Annotated in this window: 11 protein-coding genes; 6 read left to right on the top strand and 5 right to left on the bottom strand. The window is 52.0% G+C overall.

Annotation, left to right across the window (positions count from 1 at the left end; translation table 11 throughout):
• Positions 1-109: 109 nt before the first annotated feature.
• Positions 110-1108 (bottom strand): L-glyceraldehyde 3-phosphate reductase, encoded by a 999-nt coding sequence (gene mgrA, locus BUE76_RS06780; protein ID WP_073040596.1) that lies wholly within the window; start codon positions 1106-1108, stop codon positions 110-112.
• 385 nt (positions 1109-1493) lie between these two features.
• Between mgrA and BUE76_RS06775 the strand changes: the two genes are divergently transcribed.
• Positions 1494-2936, top strand: a complete 1443-nt coding sequence (locus tag BUE76_RS06775) for a hypothetical protein (RefSeq protein ID WP_073040598.1) — start codon at positions 1494-1496, stop codon at positions 2934-2936.
• Positions 2937-3048: 112 nt separating this feature from the next.
• Here the strand turns inward: BUE76_RS06775 and gyrB are convergent, their stop codons facing one another.
• On the bottom strand, positions 3049-5043 hold the full coding sequence (gene gyrB / locus BUE76_RS06770) for a DNA topoisomerase (ATP-hydrolyzing) subunit B (protein ID WP_073040600.1): 1995 nt from the start codon (positions 5041-5043) through the stop codon (positions 3049-3051).
• Between the two features lie 183 nt (positions 5044-5226).
• Here gyrB and BUE76_RS06765 point away from each other — a divergent pair, with 183 nt between their 5' ends.
• Complete coding sequence (locus BUE76_RS06765) at positions 5227-5946, top strand: DUF2243 domain-containing protein (protein WP_216820636.1); 720 nt, start codon at positions 5227-5229, stop codon at positions 5944-5946.
• 581 nt (positions 5947-6527) lie between these two features.
• Here the strand turns inward: BUE76_RS06765 and lpxD are convergent.
• Both lpxD and BUE76_RS06755 read right to left on the bottom strand, forming a co-directional pair.
• The gene (gene lpxD / locus BUE76_RS06760) at positions 6528-7574 is read right to left on the bottom strand and encodes a UDP-3-O-(3-hydroxymyristoyl)glucosamine N-acyltransferase (protein WP_073040601.1); all 1047 of its coding nucleotides are present in this window, start codon (positions 7572-7574) and stop codon (positions 6528-6530) included.
• A 123-nt stretch (positions 7575-7697) separates the two neighbouring features.
• Positions 7698-8912 carry an HD domain-containing protein gene (locus tag BUE76_RS06755; RefSeq protein WP_073040604.1) on the bottom strand — a complete coding sequence of 405 codons (1215 nt, stop codon included), beginning with the start codon at positions 8910-8912 and terminating at the stop codon, positions 7698-7700.
• Positions 8913-9073: 161 nt separating this feature from the next.
• On the opposite strand from BUE76_RS06755, the gene porX reads away from it, so the two are divergent.
• The 4 genes from porX (at position 9074) to BUE76_RS06730 (ending at position 13729) form a co-directional block, all read left to right on the top strand.
• On the top strand, positions 9074-10630 hold the full coding sequence (gene porX, locus BUE76_RS06750; RefSeq protein ID WP_073040605.1) for a T9SS response regulator signal transducer PorX: 1557 nt from the start codon (positions 9074-9076) through the stop codon (positions 10628-10630).
• Between the two features lie 611 nt (positions 10631-11241).
• Entirely contained in the window at positions 11242-11526 is a 285-nt protein-coding gene (locus tag BUE76_RS06740) for a hypothetical protein (RefSeq protein ID WP_073040609.1), read from the top strand.
• 106 nt (positions 11527-11632) lie between these two features.
• Positions 11633-12424: an MBL fold metallo-hydrolase gene (locus tag BUE76_RS06735; protein ID WP_083596370.1), complete on the top strand. Its 792-nt coding sequence runs from the start codon at positions 11633-11635 to the stop codon at positions 12422-12424.
• Between the two features lie 171 nt (positions 12425-12595).
• Positions 12596-13729, top strand: coding sequence for an acyl-CoA dehydrogenase family protein (locus BUE76_RS06730; protein ID WP_073040612.1), 1134 nt, complete (start codon positions 12596-12598; stop codon positions 13727-13729).
• Positions 13730-14005: 276 nt separating this feature from the next.
• Here the strand turns inward: BUE76_RS06730 and BUE76_RS25075 are convergent.
• Positions 14006-14803, bottom strand: a 798-nt coding sequence (locus BUE76_RS25075; RefSeq protein ID WP_254049522.1) for an ABC transporter ATP-binding protein, incomplete at its 5' end; no start/stop codon positions are given.

Below are 14803 nucleotides of genomic sequence, written 5' to 3'. Positions count from 1 at the left end.
CCGACAGGGATTTCCGGATGTGGGATTTCGGATTTCGGCAGTTCTCAGCACCAGTAAGCGTATTACTGTTTCAAGCGCTCCGAAATCCGATATCCCACATCCAAAATCCTTATCCTTTCAGGATGGCTTCAATTGCTTCCAGCTCCTGGGCCGCAAAGTTCGGGTTGTTGAGGCATTTGATCGAATCCAAAACCTGGGAAGCTTTGGAAGCGCCAATCACCACCGATGTGATGCGCGGGTCTTTAAGCACCCAGGCCAGCGACATCTGCGCCAGCGACTGGCCTCTTTGCTCCGCAAGGGTGTTGAGGCGCCGTACCTTCTCAATATTGGCATCGGTGATGGCATCGGCCTCAATGGCGCCGTTGCCCAGGGGGCGTGCGGCACGTGAGTCGGCCGGGATGCCGTTGAGGTATTTGTTGGTGAGCAGGCCCTGCGCCAGCGATGAAAAGGTAATACAGCCGACACCGTCCTGCTCCAGCACATCCAGCAGGCCGTCTTCAATCCAGCGGTCCAGCATCGAGTACTTGGGTTGGTGGATCAGACAAGGTGTACCCAGGGAGCGCAAAATTTTAAAAGCCTCGGCAGCTTCTGCCGGTCCGTAACTGCTGATGCCTACATACAGTGCCTTGCCCTGCCGCACGATACCGTCGAGTGCGGACATGGTTTCGTACAGCGGCGTATCGGGATCGGGGCGGTGGTGGTAAAAAATATCTACATAATCCAACCCCATTCTTTTCAGGCTTTGATCGAGGGAGGCCACCAGGTATTTTTTAGAACCCAGGTCGCCATAAGGCCCGGGCCACATGGGCCAGCCGGCCTTGGTGGATATAATCAGCTCATCGCGGTAAGGCTGGAGGCCGGAAGCGAAGATCCTTCCAAAGGTTTCTTCTGCAGCTCCGGGAGGCGGGCCGTAATTGTTGGCCAGGTCAATGTGCGTAATACCATGGTCGAATGCAGTATAGATAATGTCGCGGCAATTGGCCAGGGTGTCTACCTCGCCGAAGTTGTGCCACAGGCCCAACGAAAGTGCGGGCAGCTTGAGGCCACTGCGGCCCGTGCGGCGGTATTGCATGGCGGCATAGCGTTGGTCGTTAGCGGTATAGGTCATCGGGAAAAATTAAGTGGCGTAAAAATAGGGCCGGCCGGATTAGGTTATGTTCCTTTTTTTAACGGCAGGGTAAGCATAGCAAATATGCACCCAGCCTGCGCTTGGTTTACTAATTGCTTGCACCCTTACGCAAGTGTAGCGTAAACCCAATCCCTTGCTATCAACAGAGCAAACGAAAGGCATCCATTGGCCTGTGCTTTGCCAATAACCACTCGCTTGCTCCCTACCCTTTTTAAACAATATTCCCCAATGCCCTTGCTGGCTTTTCGGTATACAAACCACTACCAGCCTGGCTGCTACAGATTGTGCTGTAAAAAAACCTTCAGGCTAATCTGTGTAGCGTCTTGTAAACTATTCGATTTCCTGATCAGAAATTCTTTCCCAGATGATGCACAAAATGCAGTACTTAATTGGAACAGGCGCAGCACCAGTGAATGCAGACTGGCAGACTGTTAAGATCAATGCCGGTTTTTTGCTGATGCATTGTTCGGAACTAAGGGTTGAACAAGCTGTAGACGCTGACGGAATATCGTGGTGGCTGATGGGTATAGCTGTTCATTCGGACCGCCTGAGCGAAGACCCGCTTACCGTTATAAAAAAAGCACGGACCTCGGAAATAAAGGAACATTATAAAACCTGGAATGGCAGGTGGCTGCTGATTGGCAACGATGAAATTCACCTTGATTGCAGTGGCCTGATCGGTTGTTTTTATACCCTGGTGAATGGGCGCAAATGGGTGTCCGGCAGCCTGGCGCTCCTCCAGGAAATTGAAGGTCTTGTTCCCCGCCCCGAAGTGCTGAAACACCGCCGGGGCGTGGAATGGTACCCTTTGCCCTTAAGCAGGTTTGAAGGGGTGTATAAATTGCTGCCCAGCCAGACTCTCAACCTGCAAACCTTCCAGCCTGTTTACCGGCCTTTACCTAAGCCAATCCCGGAACTGTCTTACCCCGAAGTGCTGGACCGGATACAGGACCGGTTTATCACTTCGCTTTCCAACCTGTACCAAACCAGGAAAAGGATTTTGCTACCCCTTACGTCAGGCTACGACTCCAGGTTGATTGCAGCGGCATGCCACACTGCCAAGATCAGTTTTGCTACCTACACCCAGGATCACAAACACCTCACGCTTACCGATTTTGACCTGCCACCAAAAATTGCACGCGCACTGCAGGTAAAACATCAGTACATCAAAAAGGGTCCTTTTTCGGCAGAAAAGGAAAGGCTTTATACAGCACATACTGCAGGCAATATTGACGATGCGGACAAAGAGATGTTTACCCATGGCCAATGGGATCATTTTGGAAAAGGTGACCTGATACTAAGGGGTGGCGTTTTCGGCGTTGCCAAATGTTTTGGATACAACTGGTTTGATCCGCCGATGGAAATTGCCTCCCTGCGCAAAAGGTACCGGCTTCCGCATGATGAGGATAACTTTTATATACAAGCTCTGAAGGAGTGGATGAAATGGGTGGAACATACACCTACCGAAGGCCTGGACTGGCGGGATCGATTTTACCTGGAGCAGCGGGTTGGCGGATGGCTGTCGGCAATTGAGCAGTCATTAGACCTGCGGGGAACGGAGCGCTTTTACATCATCAACAGCCATGAAATCATATCCCTTTTTTACAGCATACCCGAAGCAAAGCGCAGGACCTCACAAGCGCATATTGATTTGATTGAGCGGATGGTTCCTGCCTTATTGCAATACGCCTTCAACACCAGGCCTACGGGTTATAAAAGCCTGATGATACAGGCCAGCAAAGCAACTACGATGAGTTTACCCCAATTGTATCAAAAATTCAGGGAAAAGTTTTTTGCTGCCAACTGAAGCAGGGAGCGCAAAGGTGCCCTTTCCCCTAAATAGAGTTTTATATAAAAGCAATAAAAAAAGTGGTTCCGGATGGAAACCACTTTTTTATTATGAACAAGTTGGACAAAACTTAAGCATCGATACGTGCATACTTCGCATGGCTCTCGATGAACTCGCGGCGGGGGGCCACTTCGTCACCCATCAGCATGCTGAAGATGCGGTCGGCCTCGGCGGCACTGTCGATGGTTACCTGCTTCAGGGTACGTGTATCAGGGTTCATGGTGGTATCCCACAGCTGGTCGGCGTTCATTTCACCCAGACCCTTATAGCGCTGGATGGTTACGCTGTCTTCCTTACCGGCACCCAGCTTTTCCACCAGGGCTTTGCGTTGCTCTTCGTTGTAAGCGTAGGCCTGCTCCTTACCACGTTTTACCAGGTAAAGCGGCGGCTGGGCCAGGTATACATAACCCTGCTCTACCATCTCTTTCATGTAGCGGTAGATAAAGGTGAGGATCAGGGTGGCGATGTGGCTTCCATCCACGTCGGCATCCGTCATGATGATCAGCTTGTGGTAACGGAGCTTGGTAATGTTGAGCGCCTTGGGGTCTTCGGGGGTTCCCACGGTTACACCAAGGGCGGTGTACATGTTGCGGATTTCCTCGTTCTCGTAGATCTTGTGCTCCATGGCCTTCTCCACGTTCAGGATTTTACCACGCAGGGGCAGGATGGCCTGGAAACTGCGGTCGCGGCCCTGCTTGGCAGTACCGCCCGCCGAGTCACCTTCCACCAGGTAGAGCTCGCATTTTTCAGCGTCGCGTTCGGAGCAGTCGGCCAGTTTGCCGGGGAGGCCACCACCGCTCAGTACCGATTTACGCTGCACCATCTCGCGGGCTTTCTTGGCAGCGGCACGGGCCTGGGCTGCCAAAATCACCTTGTTGATGATGTTCTTGGCTTCCTTGGGATTTTCTTCCAGGTAAGCTTCCAGCACACGGCTAACAGTACTGTCCACCACACCGCTCACCTCGCTGTTACCCAGCTTGGTCTTGGTTTGGCCTTCAAACTGGGGCTCGGGTACTTTTACCGAAATAATGGCGCTCAGGCCTTCACGGAAGTCGTCGCCTTCAATGGTAACCTTGGCTTTTTCAAAAAGCCCGTTCTTGTCGCCATAAGATTTGAACACACGGGTCAAAGCACGGCGGAAACCGGCAACGTGTGTACCACCTTCGATGGTGTTGATATTGTTTACGTAAGAATAGATATGCTCGTGGTAGCCATCGTTGTACAGGGTGGCTACTTCTACGTGTACATTGGTTTTTTCGTCGTGGCCTTCCACGTACACCACGTTGGGGATCAGCGGTGCGCGGCCGGCATTGCCGTCCAGCATCTCGATAAACTCGGTGATACCGCCTTCGCTGAAGAAAGTATTGGTATAGGTAGTTCCGGTTTCTTCATCCTGCTCGCGAAAATCGTTGAGGATGATGCGGATACCGCGGTTAAGGTAGGCCAGCTCACGCAAACGGCCTTCGAGGATGTCTTTATTGTAGGTAGTGGTAGTGAAGATGGTATCATCGGGCCAGAAGTGAACGGTGGTACCGGTAGTGTCGGCAGTACCAATTTCCCGCACAGGGTATTTGGGAGCGCCAATACCGTACTCCTGCTCGAAGACCTTGCCTTCGCGGCGAACGGTAACGTGCAGCTTGGTGGACAATGCGTTTACGCAACTCACACCCACACCGTGCAAACCGCCCGATACTTTGTAGGAGCCTTTGTCGAACTTACCACCTGCGTGCAGTACGGTAAGTACCACTTCCAGCGCCGAACGCTTTTCCTTGGTGTGCATGGCGGTGGGGATACCCCGGCCATCATCGGAAACGGAAATGGAATTGTCTTCGTGTATGTTAACTGTGATGTTCTTACAATAACCGGCAAGGGCTTCGTCAATGGAGTTGTCCACTACCTCATAAACGAGGTGGTGCAAGCCTTTTACACCGATATCGCCAATATACATCGCCGGGCGCTTGCGCACGGCTTCCAGACCTTCCAGTACCTGAATACTGTCGGCACCATAACTGGGTGCTGCGGCGGGTGTTTCAGGGGTAGGTATGGTTTCAATTAATTCGCTCATGTTTCGCTTTGAATTTTGCTATTCCTGTGGAGGAGTCCACAAGTGGGCAAATGTACCGAAAATGGGCCGCTCTGCCATGTGTACAGCCGTTAAAAACCTGCCATTTTATCCCCAAAAACCGCCCATTTCAGCCCCTTTTGGCAGGCGGTCCTATTCTTGTTGCTGAACGGGTAAAACCGGTTGATGCAAAACCACAATAAAGCCCTCTTGTTATTGCCCCTGTTCCTAACGGTGGGGCCACCCCTGCAAGCCTGTATCACCTGCAACAAAAAAGTGCAGGAAGCCATCTTCGACAGCCAGTTTTACCCCAACCTGTTGGCTATGCTGTCGCCCTTTATCCTGCTGGCAGCAATTGTGGGCGGCCTGGCCTGGCTCTTTGGTAAACGATACCATCAACCTTCTGGTGTGCAGGGACCAGCAACGGTATACAACCTCATGCCACTGGCAACGGCAGCCCTGGTGCTGGGCATCGGCCTAGGCGGCTTTATAGATGGCATCATGCTGCACCAAATACTGCAATGGCACGAAATGCTGAGCAACAAGATCCCTCCTACCGACCTCGTGGCTAAAACCGTGAATATGTTTTGGGATGGCATTTTCCATGCTTTTTGCCTGCTGGTAGTGCTAGTGGGGGTAGTAATGCTTTGGAAAACAGGCCGGCGTGCCGATGCCGACCGCAGCGGTAACCTGTTGTGGGGCGGACTGCTGGCAGGCTGGGGCCTTTTCAATATTCTGGAGGGACTGATGGATCACCACATCCTAAAGCTGCACAATGTGCGGGAGATAACCGGAAATGTGGCAGCCTGGAACTTTGGGTTCCTGGGGTTTTCAGTGGTGCTATTGGGAGTAGGTTGGAGATTGATCAGCAGGAAGCATCAATCAAAGGTTGAGGGAGCGGTTTAGATTAAGTTTGGAATGGAGGTAAAAGAAACAGATACCCCTGGCATTATATCCCGGTAATCCGTCAAGGTTCTGTAAAGCCCATAGGGCTTCAATTCAAATAGCCGCCGGTGCAACCGGCGGATGGCAAAGAAAGCGCAACCCTATAACGGCCAACCCCTTGGGGGTTGAACCTTGAGCACCTGTATTATTCAACCCCTACGGGGTTGGGCATTTGGCATTCAGCCGGCGCCTTGTTTCCCGCCGGTGCAACCGGCGGCTATTCAGATTTAAGCCCTACGGGCTGCCGCTGCTTCACGCAACCATAAAAGCCAGACTACGATATGCCTGGTTGCCATTCCTGAGTGCAGGGGAGTTAGTGATGGGCCGTTTCTGGCCAACAATGAAATAGAAGAACCACAATGTATTCACTTGGTGCAATCCCAGTTTTCTATTTACAACCCAGCATTCTTGTTGGCGTAAGTGGTTGGAAATAATTTGTGGTTTATCAGGAAGGATAGCGGTAAAAAAAATAAAGGAGGCCATCAGCCTCCTTCCTATCTTAAAAATTTCCTTCAGTTCTAAACCTAAACCTGCTCCTCAACCTAAACCTTCTCCGCCATCAACTGCTTTACCAACTCTTCCAGCTCGTAAATACGCTTTTCGAGGTTGGGCAGGTTGCGGAAAACGGCCTGGCTGCGAAGCACCGAGCTGTAGTCGTGGGCAGGAGAGCCGGTAACGGTGGTGCCGGGCGTTTTAAGCGATTTGCTCACACCGCTCTGGGCATTGATGCGGCTGCCGTCGGCAATCTGGATATGACCTACCAGCCCGGCCTGTCCGCCGATCATTACATTATCGCCGATCTTGGTAGAACCCGAAACACCTGCCTGGGCGGCGATCACGGTATTGTTGCCCACCTCCACATTGTGGGCGATCTGGATCAGGTTGTCGAGTTTGGCGCCCGCTTTAATGATGGTTGAACCAATGGTTGCCCGGTCGATGGTGGTGTTGGCGCCAATCTCAACGCCATCTTCAACCACTACATTACCGATCTGGGGTACTTTTTTGTAAGAGCCGTCGGCTTGCGGCGCAAAGCCAAAGCCGTCGGAACCAATCACGGTGCCTGCATGGATCACCACATTGTTGCGGAGAATACAGCCATAATAGATCTTCACGCCGGGATGGATCACGCAGTTGTCGCCGATCTGTACATTATCGCCAATAAAAGCGTTGGGATAAATTTTGGTATTGGCGCCCACTTTTACATTTTGCCCGAAATAGGCAAAAGCACCAATAAATACATTTTCACCGATCTCTGCAGAATCGGGAATATAGGAAGGCTGCTGGATGCCTTTCATTTGCTGGGCAGCCATTTCCTGGTACTTGCTCAGCAGCAGTGCAAAGGCGCTATAGGCATCGGGCACCCGGATCAGCGTAGGCGCAATGGGCTCTTTCAGCTCGTAAGCTTCGTTTAAAATAACGATAGAAGCGTTGGTGGAATAAAGAAATTCCTCGTATTTGGGATTAGCCAAAAAGGTCAGTTGGTTAGGCTTCGCCTCTTCGATCTTGCCAAAGGAATCAACCGCAGCGTCTGCATTTCCCTCAATTTTCCCCTGAATAATTAAAGATATCTGGGCGGCTGTAAACTGCATATTCTGATAAAGTAAAAAGTCAAAAGTCAAAAGGCAAAATCAAAACCTCGTTCATTCTGGTACAAACGGCAAAAAAGCCGTGGCTAGTGCGGGCCTTTCTGAAATTTACCTTTTGGGTCTTGCCTATCTGAGGTGGCAAAGGTAGTATTTTTTGACAGGGGCGGCCATATGCTGCATAATCAGGGCATTGTCCACCTCTGAAATATCGGCCACCCGGTTGTTCTTAAATAAGATGCGAATATGTTCGTTGGCGGGGTTGTAGGTGGTGTTTTTGGCTTCGCCGGCAAAGGCCAGATAGGTTGCCTCCGCTTCGTTGAGGCGCAGCCTTTCCATTACTTCCTGGCGCTTCTCCTGCACTTCGGCATCGGTAAAGGGCTGGTTTCGGTAATGAATTTTGAGCAGCCTGCGGTCGGTAAGGCCCCGGCTTAGGCGACCCAGCACCGGGTCGATATAATAGCCCCATTGCTTGAGGGTGCACATGATATCGGTATCATCCATCTGGCAGAACTTCTCCAGGTGCCTGAGGAAATTGCCGTCGGGCTGGTGTTCTTTCAGGAAAAAGGCCAGTGCCGGCGAGGCCACGGGCAGGTCGATGCCGGCGGCAGTGAGTTCCTGCGCCCGGTCGATGGTGCGCACCAGCATCTTTTCGGCGGCCACCACGGTTTTGTGAAGGTACACCTGCCAGTACATCAGGCGGCGGGCCACCAGGAACTTTTCAACGGAGTAGATGGCTTTTTCCTCCACCATCAGCTCGCCCTCATGCACCACCAACATTTTCAAAATGCGATCGTAGCCGATCACGCCTTCTGATACGCCGGTATAAAAAGAATCGCGGCTGAGGTAGTCCATACGGTCCACATCCAGCTGTCCCGACACCAGTTGGTGGAGAAACTTTTTGTGGTAGGTGCCTTTGAAAATTTCAATGGCCAGGTCCAGCTCGCCGCCAAACTTATCATTGAGCAGTTCCAGGATCAGGGTGGAAATTTCCTCGTGGTGCACCCCGCGGATCAGCTTGCGCTCCAGGGCATGCGAGTAAGGTCCATGCCCGATATCGTGGAGCAGGATGGCAATCTTGGCTGCCAGTTCCTCGTCGGGCGTGATCTCCGTGCCCTTATTGCGCAGCTCTGAAATGGCAAGGCCCATCAGGTGGTAAGCGCCCAGGCTATGGTGCAGGCGGGTGTGCACGGCGCCGGGGTACACCAGGGAGGCAAAAGCCATCTGGTGAATCCGCCGCAGCCGCTGGTAGTAGGGGTGCGAGATGATCTCCATTACCAGCGGGTGGTCGATGGTGATAAAGCCGTAAACGGGGTCATTGATGATCTTGCGTACCTGGGCCATGCTCCTGCTTTGTTGAGGTGGCAAAAGTAGGCCATAGTTTGTGGTTTGTAGTTTGTATATGACCCTGCCTCCGGCGGTTCCGATTTCATTCGTACTTTCCCGGAGCCTTGCTGTAGTACAACAACCCTAAACACCAAACAATAAACCCCCAAACCACATCCATGTCTTTGGCAAAAATCCTTTGGGTAGACGACGAGATCGAGAGCCTGCAGTCGCAGAAAATGTTCCTGGAAAATAAGGGCTATGATGTGCATACCCTGACCAATGGCTTTGACGCCATTGATTATATCAAGGAAAACATCGTGGACGTGGTGTTGATGGACGAAAGCATGCCCGGCATCACCGGGCTGGAAACCCTCGCAAAGATCAAGGAAGTGAACAGCAGCATCCCGGTGGTGCTCATCACCAAGAACGAAACCGAAAACCTGATGGATGAAGCCATCGGCAGCCAGATATCGGATTACCTGATTAAGCCGGTAAACCCCAACCAGGTATGGCTGTCGCTGAAAAAGATCATCGACAACCGCCGCCTGGTGGCCGAACGCACCACCACGGCCTACCAGCAGCAGTTCCGCAACCTGTTTATGGCCCTCAACGCCAACCCCGACTACAACGAGTGGATGGGCATTTATAAAAACCTGGTGTACTGGGAGCTGAGCCTGCAGCGCTCCGACTCGCCCGAGATGCAGGAGGTATTTCACACCCAAAAGGCGGAGGCCAACACGGAGTTCTTCAAATACATTTCGCGCAACTATGCCAGCTGGGTAAGTGGCAAAACAGGCAATAAGCCGGTGCTGTCGCACACGCTGGTGCGGGAAAAGGTGCTGCCCCAGGTGGAAAAGGGCGTACCCACCTTTTTTATCCTGATCGATAACCTCCGCTTCGATCAGTGGCGGGCCATCCAGCCCATCTTTGCCGAAAGCTTCCGCGTGGTGGAAGAGGATACCTTTTATGCCATCCTACCCACGGCTACCCATTATGCCCGCAACGCCATTTTCGCCGGCATGCTGCCCATCGATATTGAAAAGAAATTCCCGCAGCATTGGAAAAATGACGATGAGGAAGGTGGCAAGAACCTGAACGAGGAAGCTTTCTTTAGGGCCCAGCTGGCTAGTCTCGGCGAGGGCAGCATGCGGGTATCGTATACCAAGGTACTCAACAACCAGGCGGGTCTCGAACTGGTGGCCAATATCCACAACCTGCTTAACAACGACCTGAACGTGATCGTGTACAACTTCGTGGATATGCTGAGTCATGCCCGTACCGAGATGGAAGTGCTGAAGGAACTGGCCGGCGACGAGGTGAGCTACCGCAGCATCACGACATCCTGGTTCGAGCACTCGCCCCTGCACCAGGCATTGAAGAAGATTGCGGATAAAAATATCAAGATCGTACTGGCCACCGACCACGGTTCGGTGCGGGTAAAAACCCCTGCCAAGGTGGTCGGCGACAAGCAAACCACCACCAACCTGCGGTACAAACACGGCCGCAACCTCAACTACGAGAAAAGAGATGTACTGGCTTTCCGCGAACCCAAAGAGGCGGGGCTGCCTTCGCCTTCGGTAAACTCCAGTTACATCTTTGCGGGGGAGGATACCTTTTTATGTTACCCCAACAACTATAACCATTATGTAAATTATTACCGCAACACGTTTCAACATGGCGGAGTTAGTTTGGAGGAGATGATTGTGCCGGTGGTGACGATGGTGAAGAAGTAATACCCCACCCCCTGTCCCCCTGAAAGGGGAACTTAGGTAAGCGTGTCTTTAGGTAAAATAAACTTTCCATCCATTCAATAAACTTTGATGATAAGGTTTATTCGGCTTATTAGCTTAAGTCGAAAAGCCTGGTAACAATCAGCAGAACTGCTAGGGTAATGGCCATAATGATGCTTAAGTAGGCCATCTTCTCTAGTGGTTGGCGGTTTCCTTTACGATACTGATAATATTTATAAAGAATGATGATGAATGGGAAAATGGTTATTAAAGGAAATCTGATACCCGGCGATAACCAATAAACAATGCTGTAGATTAAGCCAATAAAAAGCAGGGTTATTAGTAATGGAGACCGGGTTGCAAACCGGAGTAAAGCATTCATAACCGAACATTTATGCTGTTTTTTACTAATCTTCAAATACAAATATGGAAGTTAGCGCTTAAATAAGGCTTACAACCTGCAAAGGTTGGGAAGGGCTTTAAAAAAATGCTTCTTTGTATCTTGCAGTCGCATTCAATCCAGGCCATACTGAAATAAGGCTTGAGTGAAATAATAAAAACATTTCCGGCCTAAGTTCCCCCTTCAGGGGGACAGGGGGTGCGGCGGAGCGGATATGAAATACACACAAAACACACTCAATAAAATAGAAAAGGTCATCACCGAAGTGGGCTATATCGTTCGCTACGAGCGGGGCACCTTCAATAGCGGCTACTGCATCCTGGAGCAGAAGAAAGTAATTGTGCTCAACAAGTTCCTCCAATTGGAAGGCCGCATCAATACGGTTATCGACCTGATTCCACAACTGGGCCTCGACCCCGAAGCGCTGACGCCTGAAAGCCGTAAGGTGTATGATGATGTAATGGCAAGGGTAAAACAGGATGGTGCATCGGATGAGTAATTATTTATTATTAATTATTGCCTTATCGCAGGTGCCCAATAATCAATAATTCAATAATCAATAATCTGCCTCACGCACAAATGCCTCAAACCACTATCTTCCATCCGTGAACTGTCCTCCACTCACCATCACCTTCCTGGGCACCGGCACCAGCAGCGGCGTACCCATGATTGGCTGTACCTGCGCAGTGTGTACCTCACCCGACCGCCACGACAAAAGGCTTCGTTCCTCCATCCTGGTACAGTCGGCCACCACCAGTTTTGTGGTGGACACCACCCCCGATTTCCGTTACCAGATGCTGCGCGAAAAGGTGATGCACCTGGATGCCGTTTTGTTTACCCACCCACACAAAGATCATATTGCCGGCCTCGACGATGTGCGGGCTTACAACTTCCTCCTGAAGCGGGCGATGAACCTCTACGCCAACGAGATGACTATCGATGCGCTGATGCGGGAATTTGCCTACGCCTTTGCCGAAAAGCGCTACCCCGGTGTGCCGCAACTGGAGTTGAACAGCATCACCGAGGAGCCTTTTATGATCGGCGACATCCCGGTGCAGCCCATCATGGTATGGCATATGAAAATGCCGGTTTATGGTTTTCGCTTCGGCCGCTTTACCTATATCACCGATGCCAACCGCATCGAACCACAGGAGCGGGCCAAGATCCAGGGCAGCGATGTGCTGGTACTGAACGCCCTCCGCCACGAGCCGCATATTTCGCACTTCACCCTGCTGGAAGCCATGACCGTTGTGCGGGAACTGGAAATTCCACAGGCCTATTTTACCCATATCTCCCACCAGTTGGGCCGCCATGCCGATGTAAATGCCGACCTGCCGCAGGGTATGGAACTGGCATACGACCGGCAGGTAATTCATATTGCCGGATGCAACGATTAGTTTAGCTGTCAGCCAACTATTGCATCAACCTTAACGGCAAGGCAAGCGTTTTGTATTACGAAGGACCATACATTTAACCCCAATAAACCAGGCAGGTGGAAACCCAAGTGTCGCAGACAATTATCTGCGAAATCTTACATCATCCTTCCATCTGCGATCACGATTGCACCCATGAACTTCGAAACCACAGAAATCACCCAGCAGGTGGCACAGGCCGCCCGTGAGTTTGCACAACAACAGATCCGTCCGCACGTAATGGAGTGGGACGAAAGCCAGGAATTCCCCACCCATATCTTCAAAGCCCTCGGCCAGCTGGGTATGATGGGTGTACTGGTGCCCGAGCAGTACGGCGGCGCCGGTCTTTCCTATTTTGAGTACAAGGCCATCATCGAGGAAATTGCCAAGGTGGACGGCTCCATCGGCCTGAGCGTTGCGGCGCACAACTCGCTGTGCACCGGCCATATCCTCCTGTTTGGCAACGAGACGCAAAAACAAAAATATTTACCCAAACTGGCCACGGCCGAATGGATCGGGGCCTGGGGACTTACCGAGGCCAACACCGGCTCCGATGCGGGCAATATGCAGTGCACCGCGGTGCGCAATGGCGACAACTGGGTGATTAACGGTACCAAGAACTGGATCACCCACGGCCTTACCGGCGATGTGGCGGTGGTGATCTGCCGTACCGGCGAACCCCGCACCAAAAACAATGCAACAGCATTTGTCGTGGAGCGCGGCACACCCGGTTTTAGCGGTGGCAAAAAGGAAAACAAGCTGGGGATGCGGGCTTCCGAAACCGCCGAAATGGTATTTGACAACTGCATTATTCCTGATGCGAACCGCTTGGGCGAGGTGGGCGATGGCTTTAAGCAATCGCTCAAGGTGCTGGATGGCGGCCGTATTTCTATAGCCTCCCTTTCCCTGGGTATTGCAAAAGGCGCCTTTGAAGCTGCTGTGAAATATGCACAGGAGCGCCACCAGTTTGGCAAACCCATCGCTTCCTTCCAGGGCATTTCATTCAAGCTGGCCGATATGGCCACCGAAATAGAGGCCGCCGACCTGCTCACCCTCCAGGCCTGCGACCTGAAGAGCCGCGGTGAGTCGGTAACCAAGATTTCGGCTATGGCTAAATACTATGCTTCCGAAGTGTCGGTGAAAGTGGCCAATGATGCCGTACAGGTTTTTGGTGGCTATGGTTATACCAAGGATTTCCCGGTAGAAAAACATTATCGCGATGCCAAGCTCTGTACTATTGGGGAAGGCACCAGCGAGATACAGAAGGTGGTGATAGCCAGGGAAATTTAAACACCCCCTGTCCCCCTAGAGGGGGAACTTAGGTCGCACATAACTTTAAACAACAATGCCCCTCTGCTGCAGAGGGGCATTGTTGTTTACTATAAAACAGCAGGTTTTATCTTTTTGATCTCGGAATGGGAACACGGATAGAACGGATGAAACGGATATCTGTTCCCATCAGTTCCATCCGTTTCATCTGTGTTCCCATCAAAACTTACTTTGAATGACACCATCTAATACCCTCAGCCATTCCGGCCTAAGTTCCCCCTGCAGGGGACAGGAGGTTTATTTTACCTCCTGCATTTCCACCAGTTTCCGGTAATACCCACCCAACTCCATCAACTGCTGGTGCGTACCCCTTTCCACGATCTTTCCTTTTTGCAGCACAATGATCTCGTCGGCGTGACGGATGGTGCTGAGGCGGTGGGCAATAACGATGGAAGTGCGGTTCTGCATCATATTATTGATGGCGTCCTGCACCAGGCGCTCGCTTTCGGTATCCAGTGAAGAGGTGGCCTCGTCGAGGATGAGGATGGGCGGGTTTTTCACCAGGGCACGGGCAATGGTAAGGCGCTGGCGTTCGCCGCCACTGAGCTTGGAGCCCCGGTCGCCGATATTGGTCTGGTAGCCCTGCTCCTTGTTGGTGATAAAACTATGCGCATTGGCCACTTTTGCAGCGGCCTCCAGTTCTTCGGGGGTAGCGTTTTGCTTGCCGATCTGCAGGTTGGCGGCAATGGTATCGTTGAAGAGGATGGGCTCCTGCGTTACAATGGAAATCTGTTCGCGTACCGACTGGAGCGAATAATCCCTGATGTTCACGCCATCGATCAGCAACTCGCCGCTGCTCACATCGTGGAAACGCGGTACGAGGTCGGCCAGCGTGCTTTTGCCTGCTCCCGACGAGCCCACCAGCGCAATAGTCTTCCCCTTAGGAATGGTGAGGTTGATATTATGGAGGATGGGGTGCCCGTCGTAGTCGAACGACACGTTGCGCAGCTCGATGCTGTGCTGGAAATGGGGCAGTGTTTTGCCCTGCGGGTTTTCGTCCACCACGTTGTGGGCACGCAGCACTTCCTCGATGCG

Source organism: Cnuella takakiae (genome assembly GCF_001953305.1).
GTDB lineage: Bacteria > Bacteroidota > Bacteroidia > Chitinophagales > Chitinophagaceae > Flavisolibacter > Flavisolibacter takakiae.
The sequence above is the reverse complement of the archived record's forward strand: the minus strand, read 5'-3'. Positions and strand labels throughout refer to the sequence as shown.

Excerpts from the sequence above, each read along its gene's own strand:
- mgrA (WP_073040596.1), bottom strand. The coding sequence starts at position 1,108 with ATGACCTATACCGCTAACGACCAACGCTATGCCGCCATGCAATACCGC.
- BUE76_RS06775 (WP_073040598.1), top strand. The coding sequence starts at position 1,494 with ATGATGCACAAAATGCAGTACTTAATTGGAACAGGCGCAGCACCAGTG.
- gyrB (WP_073040600.1), bottom strand. The coding sequence starts at position 5,043 with ATGAGCGAATTAATTGAAACCATACCTACCCCTGAAACACCCGCCGCA.
- BUE76_RS06765 (WP_216820636.1), top strand. The coding sequence starts at position 5,227 with ATGCAAAACCACAATAAAGCCCTCTTGTTATTGCCCCTGTTCCTAACG.
- lpxD (WP_073040601.1), bottom strand. The coding sequence starts at position 7,574 with ATGCAGTTTACAGCCGCCCAGATATCTTTAATTATTCAGGGGAAAATT.
- BUE76_RS06755 (WP_073040604.1), bottom strand. The coding sequence starts at position 8,912 with ATGGCCCAGGTACGCAAGATCATCAATGACCCCGTTTACGGCTTTATC.
- porX (WP_073040605.1), top strand. The coding sequence starts at position 9,074 with ATGTCTTTGGCAAAAATCCTTTGGGTAGACGACGAGATCGAGAGCCTG.
- BUE76_RS06740 (WP_073040609.1), top strand. The coding sequence starts at position 11,242 with ATGAAATACACACAAAACACACTCAATAAAATAGAAAAGGTCATCACC.
- BUE76_RS06730 (WP_073040612.1), top strand. The coding sequence starts at position 12,596 with ATGAACTTCGAAACCACAGAAATCACCCAGCAGGTGGCACAGGCCGCC.